Consider the following 15,641-nt stretch of genomic DNA (forward strand, 5'->3'; position numbering starts at 1 on the left):
CTATGAGTAATTGTGGATCATGCGGTTCATGTGGAGGAGGGGCGTGTGCACCTCACCACAATAAAATACTGAAAGACGATGACGGCGCGCTAAAACGTGCCTTGTATAAATCAATGGGGCACAGCGATAGTGCTTTAAGACAACCTATTATAGCGGTAGTGAATAGCTACACCAATGCCACGGCTGGGCATGCGAATCTTGATGTTGTTGGTGCCGAAGTGATCCGAGGGATTGAAGAGGCGGGTGGTACCGCAATGACTTTTGGCACGATTGCACCTTGTGATGGCATTGCTGAAGGGCATATAGGGATGCGCTATATCTTGGCGGGGCGAGAGGTGATCACCGCTTCGATCGAGGTCATGGTCAGAGCGCATAACTTTGACGCTATGGTGTTGCTCGGATCGTGCGACAAAATTGTCCCAGCCATGCTAATGGCGGCAGCACGGCTTGATATTCCGGCTATTCTCGTGAACGGCGGGCCTATGTATCCCGCAGAGTACGCGGGTAAGCATTGGGATGGCAATATCGTTACCGAAGCGATTGGCTGGAAAAATAAAGGACAGATCGACGAGCAAGAGTTTCGCAAAATTGAAGATCTGGCCGAGCCAACCATTGGCTCCTGCACCATGTATGGTACAGCGAATACCATGTGTTGTTTGTCGGAATCTCTGGGTATGACCTTGCCGCAAACCGCCACTATTCCTGCCATCCACCCACAACGATTACAAGTGGGCTATCAGAGCGGAAAACGCATTGTTGGCATGTTGGAAGAGGGGGTAACCGCGCGCAAAATTATCACCAAACAAGGGATCCATAATGCCATTTGCACCTTGTTGGCCACGGGCGGTTCGACTAATGCCATCATTCATTTACAAGCGATCCACTATGAAGCGGGTTTAGGTGAGTTAGATTTGGATGTGTTTGATCAAATGAGCCGCAAGGTGCCTTTGCTCGCGTCAATCTACCCGGCCTCTGAATACGATATGGTCGATTTTTTTGAAGCTGGTGGCGTGGCGGCGGTCGAAAAAGAGCTTGCGCCGTTATTAGAACTCGATGCATTAACCGTCGCAGGTACCAAGCGAGACTGTCTTGCTGCTGTGGCCTGTACTGACAACCGTGCATTGATCCGCCCGATTGACGATCCTTTTATGTTGGAATCGGGTGTGGGCGTATTGAAAGGCAACTTGTCGCCTTGGGGATCAGTCGCCAAACCTGCAGCAGTGCCTAAAGACATGTTCCACTTTACTGGCAAAGCGGTGGTGTTTGATTCCGAACAAGCCGCTATTGAAGCCATTATGCAGGAAACCATTAAAGAAAAATCTGTCATTGTCATTCGTTATGAAGGCACTACCGGTGGCGCAGGTTTACCTGAGATGTATAAGCCCATGAAGCTGCTTGAAGGGATGGGACTCTCTGAAAGCTGTGCCTTGATCACCGACGGTCGTTTTTCGGGATCGAATCGCGGTCTTTTTGTTGGGCATATCTCGCCAGAAGCTTATGAGGGGGGCTTGATTGGTTTAGTGCAAGATGGTGATGAGATCACTATCGATTTAACGACACGAGAAATCACGTTGGAGTTAGATGAGGAAACGATTGCAACCCGAAGAGCAGTGTGGACAAGGCTGCATAAAGAAGTACCCAAAGGCTTCCTGCGTTTGTATCGGGATCGTGTTTCATCGGCAGCACATGGAGCGATTTTGAAATGACGACATCACAAACTGATACCTTATTAGCGCCTTGTTCAGCGCAAAAGTCTCAATTAAAACCGACAGATATTTTTGGCGTTAACCCGATCGTTGCGATGCCATTTGATGATAATGGTGCTGTAGATATCGAAAGCTTTAAACAGCTGGTCGAACACTTGATTCAAACTGGGTGTCATGGCTTAACTCTATTTGGGATTGCAAGTGAGTTTTATAAGCTCAATCAAGGTGAGAAACGGACGCTTGCTAGCTGGTTTCAGGTGATTACATCTAAATCTCAGGTGTTTAGTTGTGTGTCAATTACAGAACACGCCACAGAGCTTGCGGTGCAACAAGCCAGGGAATATCAGCAACAAGGCTTTGATAGTTTAATGCTATTGCCGCCGTTTTTTTTGAGCCCAAGTAATGAGCATATTATTTATCATATCCAACGTGTGCTGAGTGCGGTTGATATCCCAGTATTGATCCAATATGCGCCAACAGAAACGGGCATACCTATCACACCACAAGAAATGAAAGCCATTACCGATAACTATCCTAATGCGGTGTTTAAAATTGAGTGTAACCCGCCAGTGGAATACGCTCAGCAGCTGCTTTCCTTGTTGCCTGATGCGGTGATCATGAACGGTTATGCCGGCTTATATATGCTGGATATGCTTGAAGTGGGTGGTAAAGGTGTTATGCCAGGGTGTTCTTTCACTGAGATCTACAATGCGATATATCAGTTATGGTTGGATGGAGAGAAACAACAAGCACAGGCGCTTCATACGCTGTTGTTTAGGTATATCAGCAAGTGGATGACCCACTGTGAATATATCATCGCGGTAGAAAAGGAAATATTGGTCAGGCGCGGTATTATTGCCACCAATTATTGCCGAAAGCCGGACTACCCGTTGAGCGAATCTGATTATCAGGATATTGATGCCTTCTTAAGTGAGTTTACCTATATTCTTGCTCAAAAGGTGGAGTAGGGTATTTGCGTGTTAAGCAGTTCTGTCTCCTTAGCGAAATATGAGCCTTTAGTGACTCATAGGCTTCGGTCTCTTTTCAAAGGGAAATCAATGGATATATTTGACCAGTAATTTTCTGAGTACTTGATTGTGCGTATTTAGGACTAGATGGCTAATCTAGCCCTATCATGAAAGAAGAACAGGGGTGCTTAATAACCACATCCCCAAAGCCACGATACTTACTATCTTTGCAAGCTATCGCGGCTTTTTCTCAATATAGGCTTCAGCCTAATCTAGTCTTCAATTAGCTTTCAAATGAAAGCTTGTCTCCAAACGCGCCTTTCCAGTCCTGATCAAACTGATCAACGGCTGGTTGTACTGCCGGATGGGCAAACATCTGAGCGGCGACGTCGACAGGCAACGTGATGGCCTCGATACCCAGCTTCATCACTTCCATCGCTTGCTGGGTGTTCTTAAAGCTCGCGGCCAGAATTTTTGCCGGTAATTGGTTCTGATCAAGCAGCAGTTGAAGATCCGCGACCACTTCCACACCATTGCCATTCATTGCATTGATGCGGTTTACATACGGCGCGAGGTAGTCAGCGCCGCAAAGTGCTGCCAGAAAACCCTGCTGAGCGGAGTAGATTGCAGTGGCAAGCACCTGAATACCTTCTTTTTTCATTAGCTTAATGGCAGCAAGGCCGACTTCGGTTGCTGGTACTTTGATTACCATGTCATAAGGCATTTCATTGAGTTGGCGGGCCTCTTCAACCATTCCTTGAACATCAGTACTGACCACTTGGGCGTGGAACCTTGGTGTGGTACTGAATGTTTCACTCATGCCTTTCAGGGTTTCGTTAAGCCCTTGCTTCGACTTGGCCAAAATACTCGGGTTGGTCGTTACCCCTTTCAGTGGCAGGCAACTATCAAAGCGTTTTACTTCTTCTACATCGGCAGTGTCTAGGTAGAGTTCGATCATGGGTATAGCTCTCGTTTTTGTTGGTAGACAAACTATAGATCCTGCTAGTTGTTCAGATCTTGATCAAGATCAATTGAAATTTCATTTGAAAGTATAACACTTACATAAAGTGAAGGTGTGACGGTTTATGTATAAGATCGGCAATGAGGAATGGCATGTATTTCAATATTCAAAGGTTTTCGACTCATGACGGGGATGGCATTCGTTCTATCTTGTTTTTGAAAGGATGCAGCCTTGCTTGTCCTTGGTGTCAAAATCCGGAAAGCCGCAGTGAAAAGTACTCTGTCTTGTTTGACGAGCGCAGTTGCATGGCTGGCTGCAGCTTGTGCGTGAGTGCCAGTCAGGGTATTGAGCGTAGCGGCGAGACGTTGACCATTAACCGTAAGCTGATCCGTGACGAAGAGCTAATTACGCTGAAGAAAGTGTGCCCAACCGAGGCATTAACGGTATGTGGTAAAGAAGCCGAGAGCGATTTTCTTTTCGATACCTTGATGAAAGATAAGCCTTTTTATGACCAAAGTGGTGGTGGGGTGACTTTCTCTGGCGGCGAACCGTTGATGCAGCCGGATTTGGTGCAATCATTGGCAGCACGACTGCATAAGGCCGAAGTTCCTACGGCTGTTGAGTCTTGCATGCATGTGCCGTGGAAAAATATTGAAAAAGTAGCGCCTCATATCGATTGCTGGCTTGCCGATCTCAAACATGTCGATGATGAGAAGTTTCTTCGCTGGGCCAAAGGCTCGCTAAAACGCATTAAAGACAACTACCGGAAGTTAGCGCCTATCGCCAAACGCATCGTGATCCGGGTGCCTGTGGTGCCGGGCTTCAATGATACTGACCAAGAGCTTCGACAGATTATTGATTTTGCAGCTTCACTTGAAAGCTGCAAAGAACTTCACCTGCTGCCGTATCACACCCTCGGCATCAACAAATATCGCTTGCTCGATATGCCCTATGAGTGTTCAGACCAACCGCTGAATAATCCGGAATTGCTCCGAAGAGCACAGCAGTATGCAAGCACCAATACCCAACTTAACGTGACAATTAGAGGTTAATCATGGACTTAAATTTTCTGCCTGAGCGCATCAAAGCACACAAAGCTGAGCTGGTTAATATTATAACGCCGCCAATTTGTACCGAACGTGCAGAGGCGTATACCAAGGCTTATCAAGCCAATGAAGACAAGCCTGTGATTGTTCAGCGTGCGTTGGCGTTAGAGGAACACTTACGTACACGTACCATCTGGATTAAGCACGATGAACTGGTGGTGGGTAACCAAGCGAGCAAAGTGCGATCTGCACCGATCTTCCCTGAATACACCGTTCGCTGGATTGAAGCTGAAATTGATGATTTGGCCGACCGTCCGGGTGCGGGGTTTGCGGTTACAGAAGCTGATAAGCAAAGCATTCACCGTTTGACGCCTTACTGGCGCGGCAAGACAGTACAAGATCGCTGCTATGGTCTGTTTACCGATGAGCAGCAGGACATTCTGGCAACCACCATCATCAAGGCTGAAGGCAATATGACGTCCGGTGATGCTCACCTTGCGGTCGATAATGAAAAAATCCTCAAGCTGGGAATGAACGGCTTGATTGAGGACGTTCGCCAGTATCGCTTCACCAATGATGTGTCTACATTTGACGGCCTGAAGAAAGAACAATTCTACAAGTCGGTTGAGATTGTGCTGTTGGCGATTCAGGCACACATGGTGCGCTATGCCGATCTGGCCGAGATAATGGCGAAAGAAGAGGAGAGGCCTGCGCGCAGAGCAGAGCTCGAAACGATTGCTGAGAACTGTCGTCATATTTCAACCCGCGCACCTGAAAATTTCTGGCAGGCACTACAGCTGAGTTACTTTGTTCAGCTAATGTTGCAGATTGAATCAAATGGCCACTCTGTGTCGTTTGGCCGTATGGATCAGTTCTTGAATGACTACTATGTGCAAGACCTTGAAAATGGCACGCTTGAAAAGCCCTTTGCATTAGAGCTGCTACAAAGCTGCTGGCTGAAATTGCTGGAAGTGAACAAGATCCGCTCCGGCGCGCACTCAAAAGCATCGGCAGGTTCTCCGCTGTACCAAAACGTCTGTATCGGCGGGCAGAAGCTAAACGAAGACGGGACGCCGGAAGATGCAGTCAATCCGCTTTCATGGGCGATTCTGGAGTCATGCGGACAGCTTCGATCTACCCAGCCCAATCTGAGTGTCCGTTATCATGAAGGGTTAGACCAAGCGTTTTTAATGGGCTGCATTGAAGTGATCAAGTGCGGTTTCGGTATGCCGGCGTTTAACAACGATGAAATAGTGATCCCTGAATTCATCAAGCTCGGCGTGGAAAGGGAGGATGCCTATAATTATGCCTCTATTGGTTGTATCGAAACAGCGGTGCCGGGCAAGTGGGGCTACCGTTGTACCGGTATGAGCTTTATTAACTTCGCCCGTATTTTGCTGGCGGCACTCAATGAGGGTGTCGATGCAACATCAGGCAAGGCTTTTCTTCCGCACGAAAAATCACTGGCAAAAGGAAATTTCGATAATTTCACCGAAGTGATGCAATCTTGGCGCGAACAGGTGCGTTATTACACGCGTAAGTCAATCGAGATCGATACCGTGGTTGATACCGTGCTGGAACAGCAGGCGCAGGACATCTTCTGCTCGTCGTTGGTCGATAATTGTCTGGAACGCGGCAAAACCGTCAAGGAAGGCGGCGCAAAATACGATTGGGTATCTGGCTTGCAAGTGGGTATTGCTAACTTAGGTAACAGCCTGGCGGCGGTTAAGCATCTGGTGTTTGACGATGCGCAAATCAGTCAGCCTGCATTGGCAAAAGCGCTGGAAGAGGATTTTGCAGGGAGTGAGAACGAACAGCTTCGTCAGCGTCTTATTAACTTTGCACCAAAATATGGTAACGACGATGATGCCGTTGATAGCCTACTGGCAGAAGCATACCAGGCATATATCGATGAGCTCGCGCAGTTTGTGAACACTCGCTACGGTCGTGGCCCCGTTGGTGGCGGTTATTATGCCGGTACATCGAGTATTTCAGCCAACGTCCCATTTGGAGCATCGACCATGGCGACACCTGATGGTCGCAAGGCGGCGACACCGCTTGCAGAAGGGGCTAGCCCGTCATCAGGCTCAGACCGTTTGGGACCAACGGCGGTGTACAATTCGGTTGGTAAAATTCAGGTTAACCAAATTCTGGGCGGGGTGCTGCTCAATCAGAAGCTGTCACCGGCGGCGGTGGCTTCTGAGGGCGATAAACTGAAGCTCTCTATGCTTATTCGTACTTTCTTCAATCATCACAAAGGTTGGCATGTTCAGTACAACATTGTGTCACGTGACACGCTGCTAGCGGCGAAAAAGAATCCGGAGCAATACCGTGATCTGGTGGTTCGGGTTGCCGGTTACTCAGCTTTCTTTACCGCTCTGTCGCCGGATGCACAGGATGATATCATTGCGCGTACCGAGCATGATTTGTAAGTAAACTTTCAATTTCATGAAGATGTGAGTTTCAAATGAAAGAAGGCTGAGTTACACTGACTCGGCCTTTTTTATGGAGAAACGCTGTGAACTCAAGACAAAATGAGATCCTACAAATCGTGAACAAGCGCAAGCGCGTACAAGTTACCGACTTGTCTGACTTAGTGGGCGTATCGGGTGTTACCATCCGCCAAGATCTGAATTTTCTAGAGCAGCAGGGTTACCTCAAGCGTGTTCATGGCGCCGCAATGGCGCTGCAAAGTGATGATGTGAATGCGCGTCTTGAAGTCCGTTTTGATATTAAGCAGCAACTCGCCAACAAAGCCGCTGATCTGGTGGCACCTAATGAAACGGTATTAATTGAAGGGGGCAGTGCCAATGCGCTATTGGCCCGCACTTTGGCTGATCGCGGTGATGTGACGATTATTACCCCATCGGCCTACATTGCCCACCTTATTCGCAACTCTTCTGCCAACATCATATTGCTTGGCGGGGTGTACCAGCATCAGGGAGAGAGTTTGGTAGGGCCGTTGACCAAACTGTGTATTCAAAATATCCACTTCAGCACAGCCTTTCTGGGCATTGACGGCTATCACCAAGATACCGGCTTTACCAGCCGTGATATGATGCGGGCAGAAATCGCCGAGACCATCATCAGCAAGAACCGCCGTAACATAGTGCTGACTGATTCGAGCAAGTTTGGCCAGATTTACCCGTCTTCAATTGGTAAAACCAGCGAAATCTCTATTTTGCTCACCGACGATTCCGCACCGACGGAAGACATCGAAACCTTGAAAAAACAAGGCGTGGAAGTGCTTTGTGGTTAGAGCTGAGCAGGTCTGGTCAAGCTGAGGCTTGTTCGGACTTTAGTTTGCATCTTTTCTTCTTGTTATAGCTTTGTCTAAAAAGGCACTCTCCTCAAGCAAAGCCTTAATCAATACGCGAACTGCATTGGGTTGGTATTTTCTTGCTTTGTACACAAGAAAGGATTGGCGGTCGCCACGGTGGTATTCTGGAAGTAATTGCACTAAATTTGTTGCTTCTTTTGCATGCCTGAGAGGCAGTGAAGCAACCCCTAACCCTCTGCTTACCGCATCTATTACCGCGCGAAGATCGTTTACGATAAGCCGCGGATTAATCAGATGCTCTTCATGCAGTTTTCCATTACGAAAGAACGGTAACTTGTTTTTTTGATCGATAGTCACCCAATCAAGTGCAGCCAAATCGGTTGGGGTAGAGATCGTCCCACATTGCTGTACATATTCTTGACTGGCAAAGAAACCGTGCCTGGCGGTGAAGATTGGCCTGGCAATCATGTCATCCATATCTTCAATATCAAACGTAATAAGCAAATCACGATCCGTTTCGGGCTTTGATTGATCGTTGTTTAATACTAAATCAAGGTGGACCTTGGGATATGTCTTGAGGAACTTTTCGATCGTCGGAGCAACAAATGAGCGGAAAAAGCTATGCGGAATGGATAGCTTAACGCGGCCAGACACTTGGTTAGTTTGTTCAGTAAGGCTCTCGATACCCGATTCAATTTGCTCCATGCCACTGCTGATGTTTTCAAAGGCCAGTTTGCCGACTTCTGTCGGCGTTAGTTCCCGCCCTTTTTTCTCCAATAGCCTCAAATCGAGTCGAGTTTCCAAAGCCGCCAGCCGTCTAGAAACCGTCGACTGCGGTAAGTTCAGCACGTGTGCCGCTTTCTGCAGCGAGCCTTGTTCAACTACTTTGCAGAACAAAAACAGATCATCAACACTTCCAAATATGGAATCCACAATTCAATTCTCACTCATTGTTACCATTTATGATTAGGTTTATATTTTTTGTATGTGATTTACAAGAGATGAGTAGGGATTATGAAAAATAAACAATTCTGGGTAGCCGCTATTCTGTCATCGCTCACGATGGCGATCATGATGTCTGGATTGATTTCTGGGTACAAAATGGGGTTTGGCATCGACTGGCCACCGGTTTGGGCACAAAGCTTCTTAATCGCGTGGCCGTGTGCTTTGTTCCTTAATCTAACCGTGCTTCCTCAGATTCGAACGTTTTCGGCTTGGTTATGTAGGCCTAAAGTTCAAAGTATTGTTAAGGAGAATGGTTAAGAACAATGCTTGAGGATCATAGAACGATTATGAGCCTTCGGCTGTTCAGATAATTACGCAGTAATAAGTGACTTTATCCGGCAAAAGTGATCAAATACTTATGCAGATTGATAAAATCAGAGGTCCGAATGATAAATTGGCTGCGAACGCCAACAGCTCCTGAAGTGGCGAAGTATGTTGAACGCTACTGGTTTTTGGAAAAACAACCTGGTAGCCACAGTTACCAGTACCCGAAGCTAAACCCGGACCCGACAGGGCATTTGATTATTGCTCCACCGGAGCAACCTTACCATTACGAGCTGGATACCACATCAGCAAAAGGAGAAGGTTGCCACTGGATTTTTCCCCACACTCAAACCTTCCGACTTGATCACTCGCAGCCGTTTTTTATCCTTGGCATTAAGTTTCGCACTGGCGCATTGTATTCGCTGGACGTTACACCTGAGCAGCCCATGCTGGATCAGGTCACAGCCGCTGACGTGAATCACTTGTTGAACAGCGAGGCATTTAATCAAACCGCTATTTTAGCCATTGCGAAAGATCAACCAGATACCTGTCGCGACATACTGGATGAATTACTGCTGCCTTGGCTGTTTAATAACCGAGAAGATCAGCACAGTAAGCTCACTCGTAACACGTTGCCTTTATTGGCCGAAACACCAGTATCCCAACTTGGAGATCGCTTTCACTGCTCGCAGCGAACGCTTGAGCGTAGTTTCAGGCGCGTAACAGGGCTGACGTTGAAACAGTGCCAATCGATAAATAGATTAGAGATGATGCTGGAATATTTGTATCAGCGTGATCTACAGGAGATCGATTGGGTCGAGCTGGCTTATCAATTTGGTTTTAGTGATCAGCCGCATTTAATTCGTTACCTAAAAAGTACGATTGGTGCTACGTCTAACGTCTATGCCAAGCAACGTGATTTAACCATTGATATCTATGGTGGTGTCGTATCCGCAATTAAATAACCTCCGGTTAAGGCGGAGGTTATTTGGTAGGTATTATATTTGGCTGTATTCGCTGAGATCAGGCTTGCATCAGCAGGCTGTTACATTAATAGCGAGTCCGCCGAGTGACGTTTCCTTGTAGTGGTTCATCATGTCCAGCCCGGTTTGGTGCATGGTTTTAACGACATCATCCAACGAAACATGGTGGGAGCCGTCACCACTCAGTGCCAAACGGCAGGCATTGATCGCCTTTACCGCTCCCATGGTATTCCGCTCAATACACGGCACCTGCACCAGTCCGTCGATCGGATCACACGTCAAGCCGAGGTTATGCTCCATCGCAATTTCAGCTGCATTCTCTACCTGCTCAGGGGTTCCGCCTAAAACTTCCGTCAACCCTGCTGCTGCCATCGAGCAAGCGACACCAATCTCCCCTTGGCAACCCACTTCAGCGGCGGAAATCGATGCATTGGCTTTATACAGTGATCCAATCGCTGCAGCCGTTGCCAGAAAATGGTGTATGCCTGTTTGTACGCAATCTTGCTCTTTGTGGGCAGTAAAATGAATGTAGTAAGCTAGGACGGCGGGGATCACTCCGGCAGCTCCGTTCGTGGGCGCAGTCACCACTTTGCCGCCAGCGGCATTCTCCTCATTTACTGCCATAGCATACAAGTTTACCCACTCTTGCGAGTCCACCTGCTCACCACGTTTTTTTCTTGCGCTCAAATCCACGGAGATTTTATTTGCACGTCGTTTGAGCTTGAGGCTGCCAGGTAATACCCCGGTTTGTGCAATACCTCGTTCAATGCACTGATCCATAACCGACCAGATATGATCCAATCCGATTTGCGGATCTTCAGTACTACGTGCCTGTTCATTGGCTAACATAATTTCGGCAATGGTAAGCTGATGCTTCTTGCATAGCGCCAATAACTTGTTTCCCGAGCTAAACGGGTAGGGCAGTGGGGATGTCGACGTTGTTGCTTGTTCTGTTAGCCCCTTGGCGACGATTGCTCCGCCGCCGATAGAGAAGTAGGTTTTCTCGGCAACGACGTTGCCCTTTAGATCATACGCAGTACAGGTCATGCCGTTAGGATGCTCAGGGAGAAAGGTATCGTTGTGGAAAACAATATCCTGTGACCAGTCAAAAGGGACAAAACGCTGGCCGGCCAGAGGCAGGTCTCGAGAACCTTTCACCATACTTACCATGGTAGGAATATCATCAGCTTCTATGGTTTCTGGCAATTCTCCCATTAGCCCCATCACACAAGCGATATCCGTCGCATGCCCGAGTCCGGTAAGGGCCAGAGAACCATAAAGGTCAACTTTCACTTTAAACGTTTGTTCAAGTAATTTCTGCTCTGTTAAAAAAGTGGCAAACCCTGCAGCCGCGGCCATCGGTCCTACAGTATGGGAGCTTGAGGGGCCCACTCCCACCTTGAATAGCTCAAAGATACTATGTGGCATTTACCTGTCTCCATGCTTCTCTATCGGGCTAGGACTGCTGAGTCCATTACGTCATTTAACAATTGCGAAACATATTAGACAAATTCCATCATGATGAACAAAGGTTTCTTTTAGGAAACTTAACCTGTATCACACCAATAATTGATGAGTAATGGCTTCCATACTGAAATAGGGCACGTTTGAAAGAGGTGAGAGAGTGGATAGAACAAGTATTCGGGCATCGTATTAAGAAGGTAGGGCTTTGGTTATTTGCCCTACCATTTTTCGCTATTAATTATTGATATGCATTATAGGTTTCTTGCTTACGGTCAGAATACGGTTGAAGACCAGGACGGCTAGACAAGGCAGGAACCAACTCGCATGCGCACTATATAGAGGTAGTGAGTGTGACAGAGGGATATCGAGGCTTGGTGGTATTTTTCCCAAGATAGCTAAGGCGTCGAGTCCTCCGAATCCCAGTGCCGTTAACAGCACCGTGATATAGGTAAATGAAACGCCTGAATTTGCGGGGAAGAATAGAGCGGCCAGTACCAAGGCAATGGCAATCGGACACAGGACTAATATTGCTGGTAGGCTAACGGTTAGAATTTGCTCTAGGCCAAAGTTTGCAATGATGCCTGTAAGAAGCACGACAATAGTGGCTGTTATTGAAAAAGAGGCATTAAAAGTTTGCTTGTAGTACTCAGCACATGCATTGGTAAGGCCTACCGTTGTAGTCAGGCAAGCCATGATGATGATGGCTGCCAGTAACCATTGTCCATACACCCCGAACTCTCCTGCCACGTAGCGGGCTAAAATTTCTCCCCCATTCGTTGCGTTGGCAGCAACAGAGGCAGAAGTGGCACCAACATAACCCATTGCTATATAACAGCCGGCCATCAATACGGCATAAATCATCGCCACTTTAAGTGCTGTATTTGCAACGGCCTTAGGGGCAGTGATTCCTTTGGCATTGATAGTCTGGATGATTACCCAGCCAAATCCAACGGCTGCAATCGCATCCATAGTCATATAGCCTTGGATCAATCCCTGTGTGATAGCACCATGCTGATAATCGGCTGAAGGAGATTGCGGAAAATCAAGCGGTGAAAAAATAGCAGCTAAAGCGAGTGCCAATAACATCAGAATAAGTAGTGGAGTCATCACCTTTCCGATGCAATCAACCAAACGACCAGGTTTAAACGCGAGCATCAACGTTAATACTGAAAATAGGATTGAAAATAACAGAAGATGATCTGTTGTTACAAAAGGCTTAATACCCATCTCATAGGCAACGGTCACAGCTCGTGGCATGCCGAATGCCGGACCAATTGCGGTGAAAAGCGCGACCCAGAAAGTGCGAGCCAGCCAATTAGGCAGTGGTTTAGTGAGGTTGTGTGTATTGCTGATACGCCCTAAAACGATGAGAGTGAAAGCAGGCAAGCCTACAGCAGTAATTAAAAAACCAACCATCGCCGGAAAGAGATTGGTGCCAGCTTCTAGTCCTAGAGAGGGGGGAAAGATCAAGTTTCCTGCACCGAGAAAAAGGGCGAATGTCATTAAGCCTATGGCAAGTAAATCATGTGTTTTCACTGGACATGTCCTGTTGTGTTTTTATAAGGACCGTCAGTAAGGCTGGTGAAAAATATGAAGGGAAAGCTCTATCCTCCGTCAGCCTGGCTGACGGGGGAATAACCGCCAGCCTAGTTAATAATTACTAGAATAATGGCGATAATAATGTTTGTTGCACGCAATACAGCCTGACCCAGAACTTTCGGGGAAGTCACAGATTGTTGAGCTGTATGAAATAACATAAAAAGCCTAGATAATTGTATGGGCAACAAAGCCACCATATAACTAATGAAATGCTATGTAAATATTATTTTTCTGATTACGCAAAACGGCTCGAAACCGAGCTCGGCAAGGATCGGATGGCCCAGTTATCGGAAGCCTTAATTGAGCTGCAATGTGCACTTGAGACTTTAGGTTTGCCGAAAGAGAAGTAATAAACGCTACGATTCTCTGTTTCTGTCTTCAACAGTAATTTTTTGGAAATGCAATTGCACAGTGTTCGATTGTGTTGTAGATTAACACTATCAAGGAACAATTACAGATTGAATACAGCGAGGACAGGCCATGAATCAGTTTACATTATTGGGGAAAAAGCGTTTTCTCCCCTTTTTCAGTACTCAGGCACTAGGTGCATTTAACGACAACTTATTTAAGAATGTGCTGCTGTTGTTTATTGCATTCTCCGGGCTCTATAGCCAAGAGGAAAGTACCACGTTGATCAACCTAGCTGCCGGGCTGTTTATCCTGCCGTTCTTTCTGCTTTCTCCAATAGGGGGACAGCTGGCAGATAAATATGAGAAATCAGCACTGATTCGGAAAATTAAGGTGGCTGAAATTGTCATTATGTCGGCTGGTGCTGTTGCACTCTGGTTTAACTATGTACCGGGACTGTTAGTCATCTTGTTCCTGATGGGAGCCCAGTCAGCCTTGTTTGGCCCCGTCAAGTTTGCTTTGCTGCCGCAGCACCTTACCGACAGGGAGCTGGTGGGCGGTAATGCGGTGGTTGAAATGGGAACATTTGTGGCGATTCTGTGTGGTACAGTTGCGGCTGGCCTGTTATTTACCGCTGGTAACTCAAGTCTGCTGATTACCGTTTTCGTGCTGGCACTCGCTGTGTTTGGCTATTTGAGTAGCCGTTATATTCCGCTCGCTAAGGCTAACGATCCATCGCTGGTTATGAACTGGAATCCTGTTACCCAGTTGGTCAGAACCGTTAACCATGCTCGCAAGGATCGTACTGTCTTCCTGTCTATTCTGGCTATTAGCTGGTTTTGGTTTATTGGCGCGACTTATCTGACACAGCTACCGAACTTTGCCCGTGATTATCTTGGTGGTAATCCGCAGCTGGTAACAGTACTGCTGACAGTGTTTTCTGTTGGTATTGCCTTGGGATCATTGCTTTGCGAGAAGCTTTCCGGAGGCCAAGTTGAGCTGGGTATTATTCCGATTGGTGCGATCGGTATTAGTGTGTTCGGTTTTGATTTGTATTTCGCCAGCCAGCAAGTTGTTGTCGAATTGGGTATTACAGCGAGCGCATTCGTCACTCATGGAGAAAATCTGAGAATGTTGTTTGATCTTGCAATGGTGAGTGCATTCGGTGGGATATTTGTGGTGCCGCTTAACGCTTTGATCCAACAGCGTAGCGAGCCAAAAAGCCGAGCCCAGACCATTGCCGCCAATAATGTCATGAACGCACTTTTCATGGTTTTGAGCGCCGTTGTTGCCGTCCTTTTGTTGAATGTTTTTGAGCTGACGATTCTAGAGTTATTTCTTGTGTTGTCGATTGGCAATGTGCTAGTCGCTCTCTATGTGTTCTCGCAGGTACATGAATTCCTGTTACGTTTTGTCGTCTGGTTGTTGACTCATACGGTATATCGTATTAACCATAAAGGGTTGGATAATATCCCCGAGCAGGGAGCCGCGGTACTAGTCTGTAATCATGTCAGCTATGTTGACGCATTGTTGATAGCAGGGGCCTGCCGTCGTCCGGTAAGATTTGTGATGGATAAAAATATCGCCAATATGCCGGTGGCTAAGTATTTCTTCAAATGGGTCAAGGCCATTCCTATTTGCGCCCAGGGTAAGTCCCCAAAAATCTATCAGCAGGCTTTTGACCGAATTAGCCAAGAGCTAGCCGATGGTGAAATAGTCTGTATCTTCCCCGAGGGCAAGCTGACCAGAACCGGTGAAATGAACGAGTTCAAAAAAGGGATTGAGAAAATTATCAGCCGCAATCCGGTATCTGTTATTCCCCTCGGCCTGAAGGGGGGTTGGGGATCGTTTTTCAGTCACAAGAAAGGGCGGGCATTCACTACGCTGCCATCCCGTTTCTGGTCAAGAATAGAGATTGTTGCCGATGAACCGATAGTACCTGAAGAGGTATCCGCCAAAGAGTTGCAGGCCAAGGTTGAGGTACTGATTGCGAACTAGCCATCAGTGCCTGTTATTG

The 15,641-nt window shown here is 47.2% G+C and carries 12 protein-coding genes; 8 read left to right on the forward strand and 4 right to left on the reverse strand.

Annotated features, from left to right (window positions below; all coding sequences use genetic code 11):
* The first annotated feature begins 2 nt into the window (after window positions 1-2).
* Together ilvD and EDI28_RS02020 are read left to right on the forward strand one after the other, a co-directional pair.
* Window positions 3-1,706, forward strand: coding sequence for a dihydroxy-acid dehydratase (gene ilvD / locus EDI28_RS02015; protein WP_128782164.1), 1,704 nt, complete (start codon window positions 3-5; stop codon window positions 1,704-1,706).
* A complete protein-coding gene (locus tag EDI28_RS02020) occupies window positions 1,703-2,674 on the forward strand; it encodes a dihydrodipicolinate synthase family protein (RefSeq protein ID WP_128782165.1) in 972 nt (323 codons plus the stop codon). Before ilvD ends, EDI28_RS02020 begins: the two co-directional genes overlap by 4 nt.
* 283 nt (window positions 2,675-2,957) lie before the next feature.
* Here the strand turns inward: EDI28_RS02020 and EDI28_RS02025 are convergent, their stop codons facing one another.
* A complete protein-coding gene (locus tag EDI28_RS02025) occupies window positions 2,958-3,632 on the reverse strand; it encodes a fructose-6-phosphate aldolase (protein ID WP_128782166.1) in 675 nt (224 codons plus the stop codon).
* Between the two features lie 155 nt (window positions 3,633-3,787).
* Here EDI28_RS02025 and EDI28_RS02030 point away from each other — a divergent pair, with 155 nt between their 5' ends.
* The 3 genes from EDI28_RS02030 (at window position 3,788) to EDI28_RS02040 (ending at window position 7,940) form a co-directional block, all read left to right on the forward strand.
* Complete coding sequence (locus tag EDI28_RS02030) at window positions 3,788-4,687, forward strand: glycyl-radical enzyme activating protein (RefSeq protein ID WP_128782167.1); 900 nt, start codon at window positions 3,788-3,790, stop codon at window positions 4,685-4,687.
* A 2-nt stretch (window positions 4,688-4,689) separates the two neighbouring features.
* Window positions 4,690-7,113 (forward strand): formate C-acetyltransferase/glycerol dehydratase family glycyl radical enzyme, encoded by a 2,424-nt coding sequence (locus tag EDI28_RS02035; RefSeq protein ID WP_128782168.1) that lies wholly within the window; start codon window positions 4,690-4,692, stop codon window positions 7,111-7,113.
* 86 nt (window positions 7,114-7,199) lie between these two features.
* Window positions 7,200-7,940, forward strand: a complete 741-nt coding sequence (locus tag EDI28_RS02040) for a DeoR/GlpR family DNA-binding transcription regulator (RefSeq protein WP_128782169.1) — start codon at window positions 7,200-7,202, stop codon at window positions 7,938-7,940.
* 39 nt (window positions 7,941-7,979) lie between these two features.
* Here the strand turns inward: EDI28_RS02040 and EDI28_RS02045 are convergent, their stop codons facing one another.
* Complete coding sequence (locus EDI28_RS02045) at window positions 7,980-8,894, reverse strand: LysR family transcriptional regulator (RefSeq protein WP_128782170.1); 915 nt, start codon at window positions 8,892-8,894, stop codon at window positions 7,980-7,982.
* Window positions 8,895-8,975: 81 nt separating this feature from the next.
* Between EDI28_RS02045 and EDI28_RS02050 the strand changes: the two genes are divergently transcribed.
* Together EDI28_RS02050 and EDI28_RS02055 are read left to right on the forward strand one after the other, a co-directional pair.
* Window positions 8,976-9,224: a DUF2798 domain-containing protein gene (locus tag EDI28_RS02050; RefSeq protein WP_128782171.1), complete on the forward strand. Its 249-nt coding sequence runs from the start codon at window positions 8,976-8,978 to the stop codon at window positions 9,222-9,224.
* A 128-nt stretch (window positions 9,225-9,352) separates the two neighbouring features.
* Window positions 9,353-10,195: a helix-turn-helix domain-containing protein gene (locus EDI28_RS02055; RefSeq protein ID WP_128782172.1), complete on the forward strand. Its 843-nt coding sequence runs from the start codon at window positions 9,353-9,355 to the stop codon at window positions 10,193-10,195.
* A gap of 69 nt (window positions 10,196-10,264) precedes the next feature.
* Here the strand turns inward: EDI28_RS02055 and EDI28_RS02060 are convergent, their stop codons facing one another.
* Both EDI28_RS02060 and brnQ read right to left on the reverse strand, forming a co-directional pair.
* Window positions 10,265-11,641 (reverse strand): L-serine ammonia-lyase, encoded by a 1,377-nt coding sequence (locus EDI28_RS02060; protein ID WP_128782173.1) that lies wholly within the window; start codon window positions 11,639-11,641, stop codon window positions 10,265-10,267.
* 270 nt (window positions 11,642-11,911) lie between these two features.
* Window positions 11,912-13,213, reverse strand: a complete 1,302-nt coding sequence (gene brnQ / locus EDI28_RS02065; RefSeq protein WP_128782174.1) for a branched-chain amino acid transport system II carrier protein — start codon at window positions 13,211-13,213, stop codon at window positions 11,912-11,914.
* Window positions 13,214-13,756: 543 nt separating this feature from the next.
* Here brnQ and EDI28_RS02070 point away from each other — a divergent pair.
* A complete protein-coding gene (locus EDI28_RS02070) occupies window positions 13,757-15,622 on the forward strand; it encodes an MFS transporter (protein WP_128782175.1) in 1,866 nt (621 codons plus the stop codon).
* Window positions 15,623-15,641 lie beyond the last annotated feature (19 nt).

Origin of the sequence: Photobacterium chitinilyticum (assembly GCF_004104355.1) — a bacterium.
Lineage (GTDB): Bacteria > Pseudomonadota > Gammaproteobacteria > Enterobacterales > Vibrionaceae > Photobacterium > Photobacterium chitinilyticum.